General features: G+C 60.4%; 18 protein-coding genes. 15 read left to right on the plus strand and 3 right to left on the minus strand.

All coding sequences use genetic code 11. From position 1 onward, the window contains the following. Nucleotides 1-31 precede the first annotated feature (31 nt). Genes ROH8110_RS12585 through ROH8110_RS12650 form a run of 15 tightly spaced genes read left to right on the plus strand, consistent with a single transcriptional unit; the run spans nucleotide 32 to nucleotide 12,543 of the window. A complete protein-coding gene (locus ROH8110_RS12585) occupies nucleotides 32-646 on the plus strand; it encodes a lytic transglycosylase domain-containing protein (protein WP_085818097.1) in 615 nt (204 codons plus the stop codon). Continuing rightward, entirely contained in the window at nucleotides 643-936 is a 294-nt protein-coding gene (locus ROH8110_RS12590; RefSeq protein WP_012187323.1) for a TrbC/VirB2 family protein, read from the plus strand. The genes ROH8110_RS12585 and ROH8110_RS12590 overlap by 4 nt, the downstream gene beginning before the upstream one ends. Then, nucleotides 929-1,207, plus strand: coding sequence for a VirB3 family type IV secretion system protein (locus ROH8110_RS12595; protein WP_065331735.1), 279 nt, complete (start codon nucleotides 929-931; stop codon nucleotides 1,205-1,207). The genes ROH8110_RS12590 and ROH8110_RS12595 overlap by 8 nt, the downstream gene beginning before the upstream one ends. Further along, nucleotides 1,197-3,572, plus strand: coding sequence for a VirB4 family type IV secretion/conjugal transfer ATPase (locus tag ROH8110_RS12600; protein WP_085818098.1), 2,376 nt, complete (start codon nucleotides 1,197-1,199; stop codon nucleotides 3,570-3,572). The genes ROH8110_RS12595 and ROH8110_RS12600 overlap by 11 nt, the downstream gene beginning before the upstream one ends. Continuing rightward, entirely contained in the window at nucleotides 3,569-3,736 is a 168-nt protein-coding gene (locus ROH8110_RS18715; protein WP_170156504.1) for a hypothetical protein, read from the plus strand. Before ROH8110_RS12600 ends, ROH8110_RS18715 begins: the two co-directional genes overlap by 4 nt. After that, the gene (locus ROH8110_RS12605) at nucleotides 3,726-4,880 is read left to right on the plus strand and encodes a lytic transglycosylase domain-containing protein (RefSeq protein ID WP_176236614.1); all 1,155 of its coding nucleotides are present in this window, start codon (nucleotides 3,726-3,728) and stop codon (nucleotides 4,878-4,880) included. Before ROH8110_RS18715 ends, ROH8110_RS12605 begins: the two co-directional genes overlap by 11 nt. Continuing rightward, nucleotides 4,880-5,689 (plus strand): type IV secretion system protein, encoded by an 810-nt coding sequence (locus tag ROH8110_RS12610; RefSeq protein ID WP_085818100.1) that lies wholly within the window; start codon nucleotides 4,880-4,882, stop codon nucleotides 5,687-5,689. The genes ROH8110_RS12605 and ROH8110_RS12610 overlap by 1 nt, the downstream gene beginning before the upstream one ends. A gap of 17 nt (nucleotides 5,690-5,706) precedes the next feature. Then, entirely contained in the window at nucleotides 5,707-6,360 is a 654-nt protein-coding gene (locus ROH8110_RS12615; protein ID WP_085818101.1) for a VirB8 family type IV secretion system protein, read from the plus strand. An 11-nt stretch (nucleotides 6,361-6,371) separates the two neighbouring features. Further along, nucleotides 6,372-7,058, plus strand: a complete 687-nt coding sequence (locus ROH8110_RS12620) for a TrbG/VirB9 family P-type conjugative transfer protein (RefSeq protein WP_176236610.1) — start codon at nucleotides 6,372-6,374, stop codon at nucleotides 7,056-7,058. Then, nucleotides 7,055-8,434, plus strand: a complete 1,380-nt coding sequence (locus tag ROH8110_RS12625) for a TraB/TrbI/VirB10 family type IV secretion system protein (protein WP_085818103.1) — start codon at nucleotides 7,055-7,057, stop codon at nucleotides 8,432-8,434. The genes ROH8110_RS12620 and ROH8110_RS12625 overlap by 4 nt, the downstream gene beginning before the upstream one ends. A 4-nt stretch (nucleotides 8,435-8,438) precedes the next feature. After that, nucleotides 8,439-9,425: an ATPase, T2SS/T4P/T4SS family gene (locus ROH8110_RS12630; protein ID WP_085818104.1), complete on the plus strand. Its 987-nt coding sequence runs from the start codon at nucleotides 8,439-8,441 to the stop codon at nucleotides 9,423-9,425. Further along, nucleotides 9,422-9,616, plus strand: a complete 195-nt coding sequence (locus ROH8110_RS12635; RefSeq protein WP_085818105.1) for a DUF4177 domain-containing protein — start codon at nucleotides 9,422-9,424, stop codon at nucleotides 9,614-9,616. Before ROH8110_RS12630 ends, ROH8110_RS12635 begins: the two co-directional genes overlap by 4 nt. After that, nucleotides 9,613-10,026 (plus strand): hypothetical protein, encoded by a 414-nt coding sequence (locus tag ROH8110_RS12640; RefSeq protein WP_085818106.1) that lies wholly within the window; start codon nucleotides 9,613-9,615, stop codon nucleotides 10,024-10,026. Before ROH8110_RS12635 ends, ROH8110_RS12640 begins: the two co-directional genes overlap by 4 nt. A gap of 12 nt (nucleotides 10,027-10,038) precedes the next feature. Further along, entirely contained in the window at nucleotides 10,039-11,115 is a 1,077-nt protein-coding gene (locus tag ROH8110_RS12645) for a TrbL/VirB6 family protein (RefSeq protein WP_085818107.1), read from the plus strand. A 30-nt stretch (nucleotides 11,116-11,145) separates the two neighbouring features. Beyond that, nucleotides 11,146-12,543: a hypothetical protein gene (locus ROH8110_RS12650; protein WP_139837415.1), complete on the plus strand. Its 1,398-nt coding sequence runs from the start codon at nucleotides 11,146-11,148 to the stop codon at nucleotides 12,541-12,543. A 53-nt stretch (nucleotides 12,544-12,596) separates the two neighbouring features. On the opposite strand, the gene ROH8110_RS12655 is transcribed toward ROH8110_RS12650, so the two are convergent. Genes ROH8110_RS12655 through ROH8110_RS12665 form a run of 3 tightly spaced genes read right to left on the minus strand, consistent with a single transcriptional unit; the run spans nucleotide 12,597 to nucleotide 18,616 of the window. Further along, a complete protein-coding gene (locus ROH8110_RS12655; RefSeq protein WP_085818109.1) occupies nucleotides 12,597-13,862 on the minus strand; it encodes a GIY-YIG nuclease family protein in 1,266 nt (421 codons plus the stop codon). A gap of 5 nt (nucleotides 13,863-13,867) precedes the next feature. Continuing rightward, nucleotides 13,868-15,928 carry a DEAD/DEAH box helicase gene (locus tag ROH8110_RS12660; protein ID WP_085818110.1) on the minus strand — a complete coding sequence of 687 codons (2,061 nt, stop codon included), beginning with the start codon at nucleotides 15,926-15,928 and terminating at the stop codon, nucleotides 13,868-13,870. Next, on the minus strand, nucleotides 15,929-18,616 hold the full coding sequence (locus ROH8110_RS12665) for a DNA methyltransferase (RefSeq protein ID WP_085818111.1): 2,688 nt from the start codon (nucleotides 18,614-18,616) through the stop codon (nucleotides 15,929-15,931). Nucleotides 18,617-18,816: the final 200 nt, after the last annotated feature.

Here is an 18,816-nt window from a genome sequence, read left to right on the forward strand (position 1 = left end):
CTGGCTGGTCGCAGCACCTGCCTCAGCGCAAATGGTCCTGGTCATGGAGAGCGACGGCTCCCTGACCCCGTCCCGCTCTCAGAGCAGCTTTGCTCGAAACTACAATGAAGGGATTGGTCAGAGTTCGGCCTCCGATGGGATCGCGATCTTCGGCGAGGTAGAGGCCGAGCAAGAGGGCGTCCAAGTCGCGGCCCTTGCCCGCCCGACTCCCCTGCCCCGCGCCGATGTCCTCTCCGGGATTCAGACCACGGCCTTGCGCTATGCCGGCCATCCGGGCCTGCGGCGCGCAGAGCTCTCCGTGAGGGATTGGCTGGCTCTCTATAGGGCCAATATCGAGGTTGAGAGCGCCTACCGCCAGGATACGATTTCAAGTGCAGGGGCCATTGGCCTTGGCCAATTGATGCCAGCGACGGCGCGTGATCTGGGCGTCGACCCGCGTGACCCTCAACAGAACCTCGACGGCTCCGCCCGCTACCTCGCGATGATGCTGGAGACGTTCGGCGATCCGCACCTGGCGCTGGCTGCCTACAACGCCGGACCCGATGCGGTCCGCCAGTATGGCAGCGTTCCCCCCTACCGAGAAACCCAGAACCACGTGGCCCGCGTCATGGCTGTCGTGGCCCGATTGGAAGGATCAAATTCATGAGACAGATTTCAAACCTCTTTGTCGCCTCACTGGCGCTATTCCTGCTCATTGCCGAGCCCGCCCTTGCCCAAAGCATCGATCTCTCCCCGATCCAAAGCTTGTTGCAGGGCATTGTCGATGCTCTAACCGGCCCGCTCGGCGTCGTGATCGCCACACTCGCGGTCCTTGGCGTTTTCTTGAGCTGGTTCTTCAATATCATCGATCTGCGTCAGGCGCTCTGGGTCCTCGTCGGGATCGCTGGTGTTGCGGCCGCCCCCACCATCGTCGCCGCGGTTTTCGCCGGTGGCTGAGCGCTCACCTCTCTTTCTGGGCCTCGTGCGCCCGCCGAAGCTGCTGGGCCTGCCCATCATGTACGCGATGGTCTGGCTTTTCGGCTCGGTGCTCTTGTTCGTCTGGGTCCAGCACATTTCGGTGCTGGGCGTGGCCGCCCTGCTCTACCCGGTTCTCTGGAAGGCCGCGGACTGGGATCCGCGTTTCATCGACGTGATGATGACGGCATTGCAGGAGACGCCACCGACGCGGAACCGCTCCATCCATGGCGGGGACAGCTATGCGCCCTAATACAGCCTTGGACGAAACGCTCGATCCCCGCACCATGACGCCGGACTGGTATGCCCGCGAAACCCGCCTCGCGCATATGCTGCCCTATGTGAGCTTAGTTGATGACCGCACCGTGCGGACGCGGGTCAACGAGCTTTTCCAGTGCATCCGGCTCGATGGGGTCAATAGCTACACGACAGACGATGCCTATCTCGACAAGGTGACGGCGCTTTTTGCCCGCATCGTCGCGCAGCTCGGGCCGGAATTCAGCTATTACGTCCACAAGGTCTCCAAGGCCATCAAACCTGATCTCGACCCGATCCGTGAGGACAGCTTCGCAGGCGAGGTGGACCGGCGCTGGCGCGCAAAACTCGAGACCAGCGGGCTGCGCGACAAGACGCTGACGCTCACCGTCATTCACCGTCCGCCCCCGAAAAGCCTCCTGCCGTTCCTGAGCCGCAGCGCGCCGGACCGACTGAAGGAGGAGACCCGCAAACGCCTGCAGCGCCTCGGTGAGGCCGTGAACGTCTTCCTCTCGGGGCTTACCGAGCTCAAGCCGCGCCTGCTGTCAGCAGGATCGGGAGAGTTGGTGGGATTTTTGGGCGCGCTGAACACGGGCACCGAGCTGCCGCTCTACCCGGCCAACACCTACGGCTTTCTGTCCTTCAACGTCGCCAATACCCGCGTGACGTTTCACGGCGACCATTTCGAGCTCTCCGAGGGCGTCGTGGGCCACCGCTACGGCAAGAGCTTCACCATCGGAGAATACTCGGAAGGCACCTCCTGCACCATGTTCGACATGCTGAACCTGCCAGTCGACATGATCGTGACGCACTCCTTCACGCCGATCAATTCGAACCTCATGGCGGGCCGCATCAAGCGGCAAAAGCGCCAGATGCAGGCGAGCCAGGACGCCGCCCTATCGCTTATGGAAGCGCTCGACATCGCCGCCGATGATCTGGAGGCCAAACGCCAGAGCTTCGGTGAGCACCACATGGTCGTGACGATCTTCTGCGAAACGCTCGAAGAGCTGCAGACGCTCAGCGCCGAGATCGTGAATGCCGCCGCGACCGAGGGCGTGAAAATGATCGGCGAGCGGGTCGCCGCAAAGGCCCATTACCTCAGCCAGCACCCCGGCAACCAGCCCAAGCGTGTCCGCGCGAGCGCCGTCACCAATCGCAACTTCGCGGATTTTGCGGCCTTCCACCGGACGCAGCTCGGCAAACCCGCAGCACTTACCCCTTGGGGCCGGGTCGTCACTTATTTGCCCACGCCGGAGCAGAGCGCCTACCGGTTTTCCTACCACGAGCAGGGCAGCCCGGACAAAGAACCGACCAGCGGGCATACCCTGATCATGGGTCGGCCCGGGTCGGGCAAATCGGTGCTGTCCGCCTTTCTGATGACGCAAGCCCGTCGCGCAGGCGCGCGGATCTTCGTCTTCGATTACCGTCTTGGTATGGAGATGGCGGTCCGCGCCAATGGCGGGCGCTACGCGTCCCTGAACGCCGGTCAGCCCACGGGCCTCAACCCGCTCTGGACCGAGACCGATGCGCGCGGCACCGCCTGGCTCTCGGACTGGCTTGCCACCCTGCTCTACCGCGCCGACAAGCCGCTCACTCCTGCCCAGACCAATCGCATCCAGGAAGTCGTGCGCCAGAACGCGCAGGCCACAAACCCGGCCCTGCGGAACTGGCGGGATTTCGCATCGCTTTTTGTGTCCACCGACGATGGCGGCGATCTGCACCAGCGCCTGCTCGAATGGACCGAGGACGGCCGCTATGGCTGGATCTTCGGGCAGAGCCTCGAGGACACGTTCTCGCTCAAGGGCGATGTGGTGGGCTTCGATCTGACCGGCATTCTCGACAGCGAGGCCGACAAGGAACGGATGGCGGTCCTGTCCTATCTCTTCCGCCGGGTCGAGCGCGAAATCGAGGACCGCCGCCCCACCATCATCGTGATCGACGAGGCCTGGAAGGCCCTCGATAACGCGTATTTCGCCGAGCGGCTGTCGAACTGGCTGGTGACAGCGCGCAAGCAGAACACCGTTGCGGTAATGATGACGCAATACGCAAGCCAACTGGAACGTACCCGGACCGGCAAGACCATCGTTGAGGCCGTGCCGACGCAAATCCTGCTCCCGAACATCCGCGCCCATGCCGCCGATTACGCGATGCTGAACCTCTTTGAGAAGGAACTCGACGTGCTTCTCAACACCGGCAGCGACAGCCGTCTCGCCCTCATCCGTGACGACCAGGGCTCGATCGTGGTCGATGCAGATCTCAGTGCCCTCGGGCCCAATCTCACCATCCTCGGCGGCATGGAGAAAGGCGAGGCGCTCGTCGGCGCTGATTACCGCGACCGCCCGGACTTCTGGAGGCTTTCATGACCCGCATTTTGTTGCTTCTCGCCGCGCTCGGCGCTTTGGCCTCCTGCGCTCAATACCAGGAACCGCAGGCCAATTGCTTCACCTTCCTGGCCTCGACGGCCCTCGTCGCGCCAGATTGCACCTTCACACCCCTCGGCGCACCGGAGGGTGCAATTGAAGTCTAGGCTGCCACATATCCTGGCGCTTTGCCTGCTGCCCGGTCTCGCCCTGTCCCAAGGCGTGCCGACCAATGACAGTGGGCTGACCGCGCGTGACATCGTCGAGACTGGCGATCGCGAGGCTGACCTCGCGGTCCAGGCGGACAAGCTTGCCGCACGCGAGCTCATCGCCGAGATCGAACGGGAGCAGCTGGAAACCCTGCAACGCATCCTCGATGCCCAGACCAGCTTCGGCGGTCAGGGCTTGCCGGCAATGGTCTCGGGGCTGGAAAGCGGCAGCGGCGATCCCGAAAGCTCGGTGGCGGCGGTCTACGGAAGTGGCGAAATCGATCCCAATCCCGGCGGCGCACAGATGTTCGGGGATGCGGCGGAAAACATCGAGCAGCTCATCATCCGCGTGGCCCGGGAGACCAGCGACTTTGCGGGCGTGGGCCGCGCGGGCCTTTCTCCGGTTCAATGGCGCGCCCTTCTGCAGGCGCTCATCTGGCAGGAAAGCCGCTTCACCATCGGTGCCCGCTCGCCGGTCGGGGCCTTTGGCCTTACCCAGATCATGCCGGGCACCGCCAGCGATCTCGGCATCAACCCGGAATACTATGACAGCCCCTATCTACAGGTGCATGGCGGCGCGCGTTATCTCGCAGCCCAGCTCAACACCTTCGACGGCAATGTCATCAACGCGCTCGCGGCCTATAATGCCGGACCCGGCCGTGTGTTCGAATATGGTGGGGTGCCGCCCTTCACTGAGACCCAGCACTACGTTCAGGTCATCCCCGAACGCTACAATCTCTATCTGAGCCGCATCGGCGGGATCGAAGCGCTCGGCACGATCGATCCGGCGCTTCTCGCCAATGCGAACCTCTCGATCACCGGGCACGGTGCGGCGTTCTATGGCAACAACGCGCCCGCCGCGATCAGGCAGGCCGCCCTGCGCATCGCGGACATCGTCGAGCGGATTTCCGAGACCGAAGACGTGCAGGAAAGCGTCGCGCTCAACACCTATGCCCGCGCCGAACTCGTGCGCCTCATTGCCGCCCGTATTCGGCTGCAGGCGGCGCGCACCCGCGTTCTCTCCGCCGAGGAGCTGGCCCAGGCCAGCGCCCGTATGGCCGAGGGCGCGTTCATGGAATTCACGATCAGGGAGATAGACTGATGAGAGATTTACTCGTGAGAACGGCCTTGGCCACGACGCTTGGGATCGGTTTGCATTTTGGCACCCTGCCCCCTGCCTTGGCGCAAGGCGTGCCCGTCGTCGACACCCAGAACATTGCGCAAAATATCCAGCAGCTCCGGCAGATGATCGAAGACGAGATCCTGCAAAACGAGCAGCTGACGCAGCTCCGCGAACAGCTCGGCCTTCTCACGGATCAACTCGCGGAGCTGCAACAGACATATGAAGCGCTCACCCGTCTTGCCGAACTTCCAGAAATCATCCGCACCGAGATGGAAGACGAATTGAACGGCCTGCTCGATCAGGAATTCGGAGACATCCTTGCCACCATCGAAGCCATCAAGACAGGTGACTTCTCGGGCCTGTCGGGTTCCGGGGCGGGCGAGATTGAAACCCAGATGGACCGGGTCCTGGCCGATCTCGGGTTTGACGAAGACACGCTTTTGGAAATGGCCACCAGCGGCAATCCGGGCGCGAACCGCGTGGCGACGCAGGCCACCACCGGTGCCCTCGTCTCAGCGGCGGCCCAGAATAGCTATGAGGATGCGGGCCAGTCGCTCGAACGCGTCGACCGGCTCGTCGGGCTCATCGATGACATGGACGAACTCAAGGAAAGCATCGATCTCAACACGCGCGTGACGGCGGAACTGGCGATCGCGCTGGTCGCCATGTGGCAACTCGAAGCCGTGCAAACCGTGGGTGACGGCACCGGCGGCGTGATCGATGCCGCCACCATCGCCGAGGAGCAGCGCTTCATGGATTTCACCCTGCCGGACCTGCGGGCTGACTGATCGTGAGGGAATGAGGGGTGGCTACTGAACAGGAAATCATCGAAGAAGAGCTGGTCTATGGTGCCCTGCGCCGCGAACGGCTCTGGCAGCGCCTTGGCCTCATCGGGCTCATCTTCGGCATTCTCGGATGCTTGAGCGCCGCGGCTGTCACGATCCTCGATGTCGATCCGCCGCCTGTGGTCGTGCCCTATGATCCCGCCACCGGGTTTGCCCTGCCCGAGGCTTCAGTGGGCGCGACGTCGGTGACTGCCAACCAGGCGATCATCGAGGCGGAGGTGTTCCGCTATGTGACCGACCGCGAGGTCTACAATCAGCTCGACAACGATCTGCGCATCCGCAGCGTTCTGCGTCGCTCGGACGATGCGGCTGAGAGCGGATTGCGCCAGATCTGGAACAGCGCCAATGAGAACTACCCGCCGACGGTCTATGGCCCCAATGCGCGGCTCGACGTGGAGATCCTCAGCATCAATCGCATCGGCACCAACCGCGCCACGGTCCGCCTGCGCAAGCGCCTGACATCTATCAACGGCGTCCAAACCGGGCTTTTCACCGCCACGCTTCTCTTCGAGTTCCGCCCCGAGACCCGCCGCTCCATCGATGAGGTCTGGACCAACCCCTTCGGCTTCACGGTCCTCGAATATTCCATCCGCTCCGACAGATTGGAGAACTGACGTTGTTGCTTATGAGATCGCTTGTTTTTGTCATTGCTCTGTTGCCCGGCCTCGCCTTCGCGGAAGCCATCCCGCGCGGCGGTCCCAATGACAACCGCGTGCGGCTGGCCACCTACCAGGAAGGTCAGGTCTATCGTCTCAACGTCTCGCTCACCCATGTCACCACCATCGAGTTCGGCGAGGGCGAAAGCATCCGCTCGATCATCGCCGGCGACACAGAGGGCTTCGAGATCGACGGCGTGCCGGGTGGGCAGGCCTTCGCGATCAAGCCCGTCGCGCGCGGTGTCCATACCAACGTGACCGTCTATACCAACCGCCGCAGCTATTACTTCAACGTCCAGGAGACCCGCAGCCCCACCTTCTACGTGGTCCAGTTCCGCTACCCCGAAGACAATGCACGGCCCACACGTGCCATCGCGGCCCAGGCCCCGAACTACAATTATGGTGCCAGCGCGCGCACCGAATTCACCCCAACCCGCGTCTGGGATGACGGAACCTTTACGTATTTCGAGTTCCCGCGGAACGCACCGGTACCTGCGATCTTTCGCTACACGAATGGTCGCGAGCGGACGGTCAACACGCAAGCGACCAGGGACGGCGTGATCCGGGTCTCCGGGGTGAATGGGCAATGGGTGCTGCGGATCGGGGAGGAGGTGGTCTGTATCGAGGCCACGCCTCCTGCGGGGGTGGGCTCATGAGCGACACCGGAAACGCAGACCTCGAGAAACGTCTCGCCGCCCTCGAGCAAGGCAAAGGCGCAGGGTCGCCCCCTGCCCCGCGACGCTCGCCGCTGCTCGCATTGGTCGTTGTCCTCGTGATCGGGGCGGGTGGTTCACTGCTCTATTTCATGTCCCAACCCGAGGAGGAAGAAGCCCTGCCCACGGCGACACCGGACGTGTTCCAAAACGAAGGCGACGGGTTCGGAGCTATCGAAACCCTTCCCCCACCCGAACCCGAAGTGGTTCTGGCAGCACCCGAACCGGTGGAGCCCAATGCAGAACTTCTGGCGCAGCTCGCCGCCCTTCAGGCCCAGATCGAGGAACTGCGCAATGCGCCCGAACCGGTGGTCGAAGAAGACACGGCTGCTGCCGAAGCCATCGATGTGCTGACCGCGCAGATCGCCGCTCTGCAAGCCGCGTCGGAAGCCGCGCAGCAGCAATTTCGCGATGAGCTCACGGCGCGCGATCGCGAACTGGAGCAACTCCGCATGGACCTCGAACTCGCACAGCTTGAGGCCAACCGCCCTCTCCCTGCACCCGTCGGGCCTACGGAAGACGAATTGCGCGCGCGGGAGGAAGAACGGCTCCGCCGCGAGGAGGAAGCAAGACGGCTTGCGGAACTTGAACGCCGCGCGGCCGAGGAGCGCGCGTTTCAGGATCGCCGCATCGCCTCGCCCACCATCGCCTTTGGCGGTACCTCGGGCGCAAATGAGACGGCACTGACCGAACGCACCTTTGGCGAAGTGACGGATTTTGTGCTGAACGGTGCGCTGCCCACTTCGGTGACGCAGGCAGAAGTCATCGCCAACCCGTCCAACACCATCATCCAGGGCACGATGATCCAGGCCGTCATGGAAACCGCCCTCGACAGCTCCCTGCCCGGCCAGACCCGGGCCGTTGTCTCCGAGGACGTATTCAGTTTCGATGGCTCCCTTCTCCTGATCCCGCGCGGGTCCCGCCTGATCGGGCGCTATCGTTCGGGCGTAGATATCGCGCAGCGCCGGGTCACCATCGCATGGGACCGGATCATCCTGCCCGATAATCAGACCGTCCAAATCAGCTCCTTCGGGGGTGATGAGTTGGGTCGCTCAGGTGTGACCGGCTTTGTCGATACGCGCTTTGATGAGCGCTTTGGCTCGGCAGCGCTGATTTCACTGATCTCCGCCGCACCAAGCGCCGCCGCCGCAAATGTCCAGGACGAAACAGCCGCCGACGTTCTCGAAGACGTGGGCGATGATCTGGCAGATGCGACGGACAGCGTCATCGGCGACTATCTCTCCATCGGCCCCGTCATCTATGTCGACCAGGGCGCGCGCGTCACGGTCATGGTCGACCGCGATCTGGAGATATTCTGAGCCCATGTCGCTGAGCTATCTCGAAACCTCACTCGACCGGATCGACGCCGCCGCCCGCGACGATGTCATCGAGATTTGCATCAACCCAGACGGAACCTGCTGGGGCGAATTCCAGGGCGATCACTTCATGCGCGCGCTGGACCAGAGGCTGACCGGCGTTCAGGTCAGGGATCTCGGCAACCAGATCGCCTCCTCCGCCAACACCACGATGAGCAAGGACCGCCCTATCGTTTCAGTCTCGATCACCTACAAGGGGCGCCCGATCCGCGCACAGGTCATCACCCCGCCCGCCGTGCTCTCGGCCATGTCGATCAGCCTTCGGTTCTTCTCAAGCCTGCCGCTTGACGGGATTGCGCTTGATTTCCTTTTTGGCAAGGAGCGCAAACTCGAAGAACTCCGCCTCGAGAAAACCCACGAACTGCGCGCAGTGGTGGCCGCAGGCGTGATCGACGATGCGCTGGCCTTTTGCGTCTACAACAAGCTCAACATGATCGTCTCTGGCGGCACCTCCACCGGCAAGACCGTGGCTGCGCGCAAGATCCTCTCGCACGTGCCATCCGAGGAACGCATCGTCACCATCGAGGAAGCCGCCGAGCTTCTGCCGACCCAGCCTAATGCCGTGACCCTCATCGCCAATCGCGATGCGGAGTTCCAGACCGCCGATGTGCTGCTCACCGCAACGTTGCGCATGCGCCCCGACCGGATCATCCTGGGCGAGGTGCGCGGCAAGGAGGCCATGACCTTCCTCGAGGCGATCAACACTGGCCATGGCGGGTCCATGACCACGCTGCACGCAGAAACCCCGCAACTTGCCGTGCAGCGTCTGGCCATCGCCGCACTCAAGACCGAGATCCCGATGACCTATGCCGACATGATCCAATACATCGAGAACTCCATCGATGTGATCATCCAGGCCGGTCGCCACGATGGCCGGCGCGGCATCACCGAATTTTACCTCCCCGGCGCAACTGAGATTGGAACTTCCCGATGAAGACATTTGAATACGACATCCTGTCCTTTCCCATGACCCGAAAAACCAGTCTCACCGACATGCAGGCCAGCCTGAACGCGAAGGGGGCCGAAGGCTGGGAGGTCGTGTCGATCAGCTCCTCGGAATTCGCCAATGTGGGACACACTGTCTTCCTGAAGCGCGAGACCACACCCGCCAGAGCCACGGCATGAGGCAGGCGGGCTGTACCCTCGTACTGACTGCGCTGGTCCTGGGCCTGACATCGGCACCCGGCTTCGCTGAGCGCAATCTCGTGCCGACCCTCGAGCGCAGTTTCGACGTCTGTCCAGAACGGCCCGCTGAACCCGTGTGGATGCAGGAGATCCCCCTGCGCCAAGCCTATCAGCGCGTGCTGGTTCAAGACATCTACCGAGCCCAAAATCTTGAACGCATCGTAGAGACTGGCAGCTGCGCTTGCGAGATCCGGTTCCCGTCCTGGGACGATGCCGAGGGGGCGTTTCGTGAGCACCACGCCAGTGACGAACGCTGGGAAATGCTGCAGGCCTCGGACGCCTACAACCGCCGCGCCAACGACGTTCGCCTTGCCGCCAAAGCCATCTGCGAAGCTGCAGGCAATTGGTAGAGTAGTCCCGTTATGAGCGTCGTCACTTATTTCGTTGAAACCTCCCAGGGCTATCTCGACACCGCCGCAGAAACCCAGTTCGGGTCGGTCGCGGCAACGGTCGGCACGCTTCTCATCCTGGGAACAACGCTCGTGGTGATCCTCGTCTTCCTGAACATGATCTACCAATATAAGGCGATGGACGGCCGCACGGCCTTCTGGCTCGCTGTCAAGATCGGACTGATCGGGATATTCGCGACCAACTGGGTGCAGTTCAACGCGCTTTCCGCCGCTATCCTGACGGGCATCGACAGCATCGCAGGCTCGTTGGTTGCTTCGGTTGGTGGTGGAACTCCCGGCCCCTCTGGAACTTTCGCCGAAGAGTTTGACCGGCTGATCGCGGAACTCGGCGACTACCTCAATGCAGCCGGATCAGAGCTGAACTGGATGGCAGGTGCCATGCTCGACATTGTCGGGGTGCTGTTACTTTCGATCCTCGGCGGGCTGGCCGCCTTCATACTCGTGGCATCCCGCCTGATGATCGCACTTCTGATCGGGATCGCGCCGGTGATGATATTCTTGACCCTATTCGAAGTGACCAAGGATTACTTCGCGCGATGGCTTTCGGCACTGGTTTCCTTTGCGCTCTACCCCATCGTCGTGGCCGGCGTGTTCGCGACAATCACCGGCGTTTCCTCCGCCCTGATTGGTGAGCTTGGCGACCCAGAAGGGGCCTCAAACATCGGCGCGCTCATCCCCTTTTTCATGATGGTGCTCATGGCCAAGGGCTTCATCATCGCAACGCCATTCATCGTCCGCGCGATCTCCGGCAACATCATGATGCCCGCCCTCTCGGGCGGTCTAGGTGGTGGTTACAACTTCGCCCGTGCCGCCATGGGCAGCCAGCAGGCCTACAACCGCTATCTGATCGGCGGTGCCAGTGGCGCCGAATACGCAGCCCTCAGGGCGCGGCAGTTTTTTGGTGTGCAGCAGATGCCAGTGCGGCAAGGCATGGGACAGACAGGTCAGGCAAGCGGCACTGGGTCACCGGGGGCCGGGTCTCAGATGCTGGCGCAACTGGCCCGGTTGGGAAGGCTGGGGCGACGATGATGACGTTTTGTTTTGCAAGGCCGCTGAGCCATGGATGAACGAGGGTCCCATAAACATTCACCAGTAAAAACGGTACCATTGGAGCTGGTGCAAACGATCCTGCGTTCAGCAGTCAATGGAAGATCTGTCGGGCTTGAAGAGGCAATACGGGTTCTGGACTGCGATGCGCATCATGCCAACCGCGTCTTGCGCCAGATGGCCGAGGCTGGGTACTTGGAGCCTGCCGACATCCTAGACGGTTTGTTTTATTGGCAGCTCACCCCGAATGGGACACGCCTCGCACTAGAACCCAAGCGAAAGCGTATCGGTCGCGACAAGGTCCAGACCATCATTTCTGCACTTCTCGCCCGGGCCAAGGTGATCAACGGCGATCCCGATCGCTTGCAGCGCATCACCTTGAAGCTATTCGGCAGCGCGCTCGAGGAGCGCGACGACTACGGGGACGTAGATGTTTCGATTGCGTACATGCGGCGTCAGCTAAGCGATATCGAACGCAAGCGCATCGAAAATGCACTGAAGGCACGTCAAAGCAGGTCAGACCGCCAATCCTTCCACGGGAGGCTCATGGTGGCGGAACGTCAGGATACGCGCGAGATCATGGCGTTCCTCAAAAAGGGTCTGCCACATCTCTCGCTCATGAATGATGATCCTATGGACCTCGAGAAACCGTACCGTTGGCTGGTCGACCACGACGTGAAAACGGACAGACCAGTTGATGTTTCTGACGATATCGTTCGACCCAACGGGCCTTCGATCCTCGACCAATATCCGAGGAAACCGCTACCGCCCATCACACTGCTTGAAGCACGACACAGAGCCATTTCTGCGAGTACCAAAGTTGCGATTGATGACATGCAAATAGGTTTGGAGGACGCAGCCGCGCTCGAGGAACAAATGTGGTCTCCAAAGGTCACGCGCGAAGGCGCTTTCGTTGCTAATGACATCAGAAGTGAGAAGCGGGTCAAATTCGCCGGGTTTCAGCATTTATGTTCGATCTGGAAAAAAGACCTAGGCGGCGTAGCGATGTTGAAGGAAGCCCTCGACTGGTGCGATGAACATAAGGTTTGGGTCAGAGACCTATTCCCGAGAGTTTCAATCCAACGGTCCGACCGGACACATATCATACGGCTCGGGTGGGGCCATGACCTGCTCTATTTCAATGTCGGTGGTAAATCGACAACTGGGAGCCTGCTGCCTCGAAATCGAACACGCGTTTCCAAAATTGACCTGGCCGGAGCTTATGCGGTCGGAAGGGCACTTTCGAAGATGTATGATGAAAGTCGATGCGCGAAAATGCCATGGTTCAGCGCTGACATTTTGCTTCCGTTAGTCGAGGTAGACAGGCTCCCGGATTTCCCGCAGCTGCATAAAGCTGGCGCGTTCAAAGAAGGCGCCTTTCAAGGTCTGCGGGAGGTCACCTTCTTCTGAACTCGGATCACGCGCCCTACTCCGCACGAACCTGTTTCAATAGAGAAGCACGCCTAATTGCCCGGCTCCACCTTGACGATCAACTGGCGTTGGCTGTCGTACCTGTACTCGTGCAACCTGCGTTCCTGAATGAGCTGAACGGCTTGGCTCACATGCTCAGGGAGCACGTAGAACCATTCTCGAGGATGGACCGCCTTGCCAAACCGGTCCGTGATCACAAGACCCTGCGGCCGCGCTGCATCAAAAAAGCGATGTAAAAGGTCTTCGACCTTCATGCGCTCCAGATTGTGCAACTCGTAGGTGGCGACAATTTCGACAGGCGCGAGCAAGAATGTTGGGTCGTTCTTCGCATCAGCGATGCGCCGCCGGACATCCTGACTGGTCACACCGACCTTGTGCAGGATCCTTGATACTTCTGCTATTTCCGGGGCTGTCGACAGGCTTCGCGCCACATACACTGTGCCGGTGACCGCCATGCTATCCTGATCCCATTCCGGATCGAGCCGCCCAAACCCGGCCCTTTCGACGATCCGTGCGGTCTTGTCTGCTGCGAGCGCTTTGCGAAATGACGACGACAGAGGATCGTTCTCCATTCCATTGGAGAATATTATCCTCAAACGGTGATCAGGCTTGCCGCTTCGTCGCGACAGTTCTGTTTTTTCGGCGACATAGACCAGGAGGCCGCGATGAATGAAGAAATCGCCTTCATAGACCGTGATCTCAACATTGTCCTGAACCGGGAGAACCTTTCGATCTCCGGACTCGAGCTTCGACTGCATCTCGGCAAAGCCGTCTTCGAAGTGTTCGAAATCCGGGCACGGGAACATGTCAGCCCGGTGGTCAGGCAACTGACGCTCTGAGGCCGGCGTCACGTTTCGGATGTTGAGAACCGCGTCATGCACGTCCAAGTCATCATCGCCGAAGATGTCGTCGAGGCTTGCCGGAACTTCCTCGTCGGCAACTTCTTCGCGCCAATCGGGCTCAGGAACAGCCGGAGACTCCGTTTCGGGAATGGTTGCGATCGATACCACTGGATGGCCATGCCCAAGCAGCCGGTTCCGGTCTGCCGCCATCATCGCAGCCGATGGACTGGTCCGAATTGACCGCCAGATTGTCCCGAGTTTCATCTCCTCGAGGTCCAAGCTGTTGTCGTCCGGAATCCGACCGTTCGACTCGTAGAAAGCATTCACCTGCGAGACGATCTCGGCGTTTCGAGCATCTGGTGTTGCCGCCGCGCCGCGGTTTGTTTCCTTAATGTCGAGAAGCCCGAATTCATCCGGCTCTTCGAAGATTTCATCGAGAGATCGATAGCGCGGCATGTGGCTCAGGTTCCCGACTGAGCCGCTCGCTGGCGTTCGGCCTTCTTCGTCTTGATGTATGCATGAGCTTCCGCGAGGCGCTTCTCCAATGGATCCGATGAATGCGGGTTGGGTTCGCGGCCTTCCTGCGCCCGAAACCGCTTAATGCGTGGCCACAGTGTCAGCGCTTCCTTTTCGCTCATCTGAATGCGCTGCGAGATCATCGCGTCCTGGATGGTTTTCAGGAGTGGCGTGTCGAACGCGCGCGAGGCGACGTCGAAACCTTCCTTGAATGGGTTCACGCTGTCGATCAGATCGATATCCAATTCACGAACATTGACGAACCGCTTCACCATGTTCATCAGGGACAGGTTTTCTGACGGCTCAGCGTCGTACTCTTCGCCCTCTTCAGCAAACCCGCCTTCTTGCGACGCGCGTTTCGCCATGCCGATCAGGTTCATCCGCGCCGCGAGGTCCTGGCGCACGGATTCCGTTTCGTCGTCGGACAGGTTTTCGTAGGTCGTCTCGATGATATCCGTCAGCACCATCTGAGTGGCGACTTCCGGGGCCACATCATCCGCGACAACGCGCCGGTCCATGGCTTGGCAAGCCTTGGCCACGAGTTCGTTCATGTCGTTTTCGACAATCGCACGGGCGCGGGCCGTAGGCGGCTCCATCAAGCCCTTGATCCCGATATGCACAGTGCCGTCTTTCATCGTTTCCACAGGCGCGCGGATATCCCCGTCTTCTCGGCGATAGAATTTGAAGTTGGGCGCCAGCACCTGCTCCATCAGCATCGCGCCCGAAATTGCCTTGAGCATGTCGTTGACCGCGTCGGCGACGACTGTTGTTTCCACACCGGGCTCTGCGACCAGGTTGGTGAACTGGGCGTGGGGCTTGCCAGGTGCATCGCGGGTGGCCCGGCCGATGATCTGGACGATCTCCGTCAGCGAATTGCGATAGCCGATGGTCAGTGCATGTTCGCACCACGGCCAATCAAACCCCTCCTTGGCCATTCCTAGCGCAATGATGATGTCGACCTTGGCTCGATCCGCCGCGTCGTCCCGCTTGCCATCGGGGCCCTTCGCCTCTGCCTGCAACGCGGCCTTGATGCCGTCGCGCCCGTCGCCGTCGTCCACGAGATCGGCGATCTTCAGAACCTTGCCGTCCGAGGCGCGTTTCACCAGATCAAAGCCGGTGTCCGGGTCACGGCCGACGTGTTCGCCGATCGCGCCCATGATCAGCCCAACCTCGTCGTGCTTTTCGCCGAACGCTTCAGCAGACCCGCGATGCGGGATGTGGATGATCGTTTTCCGGTCGGTGTCGAGCACATCGGGGATCGCCGAGACATACCGCCCCCGATAGAACGAATAGGAAATCCCCAGCGACTTCAGGTGCTCGTATCCCTCTAGCTGCTCATAGTAGCTGTAGGTTATGGACTTGAAACGCGCCTCATCCTCGGGGCGCAGGACCGGCACGCTGTCGCCCCGGAAATAGGACCCGGTCATCGCCATCATGTGGGCTTTCTCGCGGGCAAGCAATTTGCGGAGGATCTCGCCCAGACGGTTGTCATCCGCCGCTGCAACGTGATGGAACTCATCGACTGCGATCAGAAAATCGTCGAACGCCTCCACCCCGCGCGCCTTCTCAATCGCGTCGAAGGCAAAGCGGAACGTCGCATGGGTGCAGACGATCACGCGGGCGTCGCTATCCATGAAGGCTTCGAACGCCTTCACTTTCTGGGACTTCGCCATGCCATCTTCGCCAGACAGACAAAGGTTCCATTGCGGCTCCACGTCCCAATCGGCCCAGAAGCCGTACGCGGTCAGGTCGGTCGAGCGGAATGAACTGCCGATAGAGGTTTCGGGCACCGCCACAACCACCTTCTTCACGCCCTGGTTTTCGAGCTTGTCGAGCGCCAGGAACATCAAGGCACGGGACTTGCCCGCTGCCGGTGGCGCCTTCAACAGCAGGAACTGCGCGGCGCGCGCCTCATAGACGCGGGCCTGCATCGGGCGCTGGCCGAGGCTGTTTGTCTTGGAGTCCGCGCCGGAATGGCCATAGGTCATACGCACAAGATCAACCATTTACGCGGCCTCTTCCTTCTTCAGCTTTTCGATCCGGGCAGCATAGAGCTTGAACAGCCGCTCGAGCCGTTCGGTATCGTTGCGAAACGGACGCCCGATATACATCGTCTCGAGCAATTCGTCATTCTGGCGGTGAACCTCGCGCAAGTCGTCCGGCATGTCGTCGGGATCGTACAGCTGCGCAATGGTCTTGGGGTGGTGCATGTATCGCGTCTTGAGGATCGCGCGTGCGGACGCGTTGAGTGCCTCCATCTGATCCTCTGTGAAGCGAGGCACCGGAAATGTATTCCAACCCAAATCATTCGAGTACCGGTAGTCCTCTTTCAGTTGGCCACATATTGCAGCAATCCATGAAAAGTGTAGTCGCGAAGCGATTAGGGCGAGACACCATTCGGGTGCGTCATAAATCGCAAATGCTTGTCCAGACATTATCGCGTCAGCGCCTTCTATACCGCAAGGAAGATAATGACGGCGCTGAGACGTCATTATCGACACAAAAAGAGTATGACGTGATGCAACCTTCATCTCTCGCATTTGATGAGGTCGCGATGCCAGTGCTCTGTTTCCCTCGTCAGGTCTTTTTGCCCTCCAGTCTCGGTTGGTTTCGACTCGTCGTCTGATCTCGGGAATACGCATTGCAGCGTCGAGGTCGGCATCTTCGATCCATAGACAATATCTAGATTTTCCGTTGTTTAGTTCCTTTGAGCCAAGATAGCGGCGAATGAATCTTTCAGCTTCGGGATAGTCTTCCAAGACTTTCTCATATTGGGCTGGTGACAGAATTAGGTTGCCGTCATCATTTGCTTTGTTGCCAAGATCCATCTCTGGCACGAACGACGCGAGGGGCTTGCTCCTCGGCGACACATAAATTGTCTCTCCTTCCGTAAAATAGGCTGTAATGTTGGAGACTTCCTTCTGAACGTCCTCTGTGAAGAGAAATTTTGGTCTCTTTGACAAGTTCCGCAAGCCAACAACCACACAATAAACGGATGCATTCTTTGCGGCATTATTTGCCCACTTGAACGATGTCCTAACAAATGAGAACTCTACGCCATATTTATGCACCAGAGGCCAAAGTACAGGAGCTTGGCGGCCTTGCCCGACTGAGTTCGTTCCGACCAAGGCCAACTCTGCTTTTTTCGCTTGGCAGTACTTCGCGCCCAAGAGGAACCATGCGCCAACAAAGTCGATGTACCCGAACTTGACTCCACTTTCGCCAAAGACAGACTCCATGTCTGCTTTCTGGTCGTCGGTGAGCTTCCCTTTTCCGATGTAGGGCGGATTGCCAACTATATAGACCTCTTCTTCCTCCCTCGGCGGCGGACACACCGCTTCCCAATCCAATCGCAGCGCATTGTCGCAAACGATGTTCCCACCGTCCCGCAGGGGCAACGCCGGGGCTGTGTTCCCGAACATTTCGCCGAAGCGCGCATTGGCCTGATACTCGGCAATGAACAGCGCCAGCTTGGCCGTCTCCGCTGCGAAATCCGTGATCTCAATGCCGTAGAAATTCGCCAGCCGCACGCCAGAGAACATCTGCGCCGATGCCCCGCCATCCAGCCGCGCCAGACGCTCCAGCACGCGCATCTCGCGCGCACGAAGTTCCCGATAGGCAACGACGAGGAAGTTGCCCGATCCGCAGGCCGGGTCGAACACCCGTATCCCCTCGATCCGTTTGAGCACCCGCGCCAGCCCCTTGCGGCTATCGCCAGCCTTTTCGATCTGCTCATCCAGATCATCCAGGAACAGCGGCCCCAGCACCTTGAGGATGTTCGGCACCGAAGTGTAGTGCATCCCCAGTTCGGACCGTTTGTCCGGATCGGCGACCGACTGGATCATGGACCCGAAGATGTCCGGGTTGATCTCTTGCCAATCGAGCTGGCAGGCGTCCTGAAGGTAGCGATAGGCCCCGCGGTCGAATTTCGGCACATCCAGTGCATCGGCGAACAGCCCGCCGTTCACATAGGGAAAGGCATCGGCCCAAGCCGGCAGGTTCTGACGCTGGCCCCTTGGCAGGTTCATCGCGGCGAAGGCCGACGCGATGCAGGACTGCGCCTCCTCCCCCTTGTCGCCCGCATGGGTGAAGATGAGACGCGAAAACAGGTTGTTATCAAAGATACCCACGTCTTCCGCAAACATGCAGAAGATCAACCGCGTCATCAGCTGGTTCAGGTCATGCCGACGTTCCGGTGTCTTCCAGTCGGGGTTCTTCTTGAGAAGCGCATCATAGAGCTTGGCAAGTCGACCCGCCGCCTTGACGTCGACCTCGTTTTCCTCCGCCGCCTTGTAGCGGGACATCCCAGCCGCTGGCAGGAAGAATCCGAAGTGATGATGCAGGTCGGCGAACTTGATGTGCAAGCTGTCGCCCGAAGCGACATGTTCGGCGGACAGGTCAACACCGTCAGTTGCCAGAAGGATCGCCGGTTTGTGGTTGGTGGTCTTCTTGTCCGACCGGATCATCGACAGGCCCTGGTCCACCGCGCCCGTGTCGGTGACCATGGCATAGAACTTGCGGTTCATCAGGACCGCGCCGGGCACCTTCGATTTGTTGATTGTCCCACTGCGTAGCTTTGAAACCGTGGCTTGCGGACTTCCCATGGCGGCAGCGAACGCAAACGCGAACTCGCCGCCGTCGAACGGGCGGCTTGCGATTTCTTCCAAGGCGTCTGCGATTTCTGTCGGGTTCATTTAGGGTCCGTCGGTAAACTCATACGAATGCTACAGAAATTTTGGGACGATGACGATAGCGACTATGCCTGAAAGCGCCCAATTGGGCCGTCTTCAATGAGATGACGTGCGTTGGTACCACGGCACCAATTTAGCCGATCGTGAAATTAATGGCGATTTTGGTCCAGCTAGAACTCGGCAGCAACCGCCTGCAATGTCGC

The sequence above is a fragment of the Roseovarius halotolerans genome (assembly GCF_900172255.1).
Lineage (GTDB): Bacteria > Pseudomonadota > Alphaproteobacteria > Rhodobacterales > Rhodobacteraceae > Roseovarius > Roseovarius halotolerans.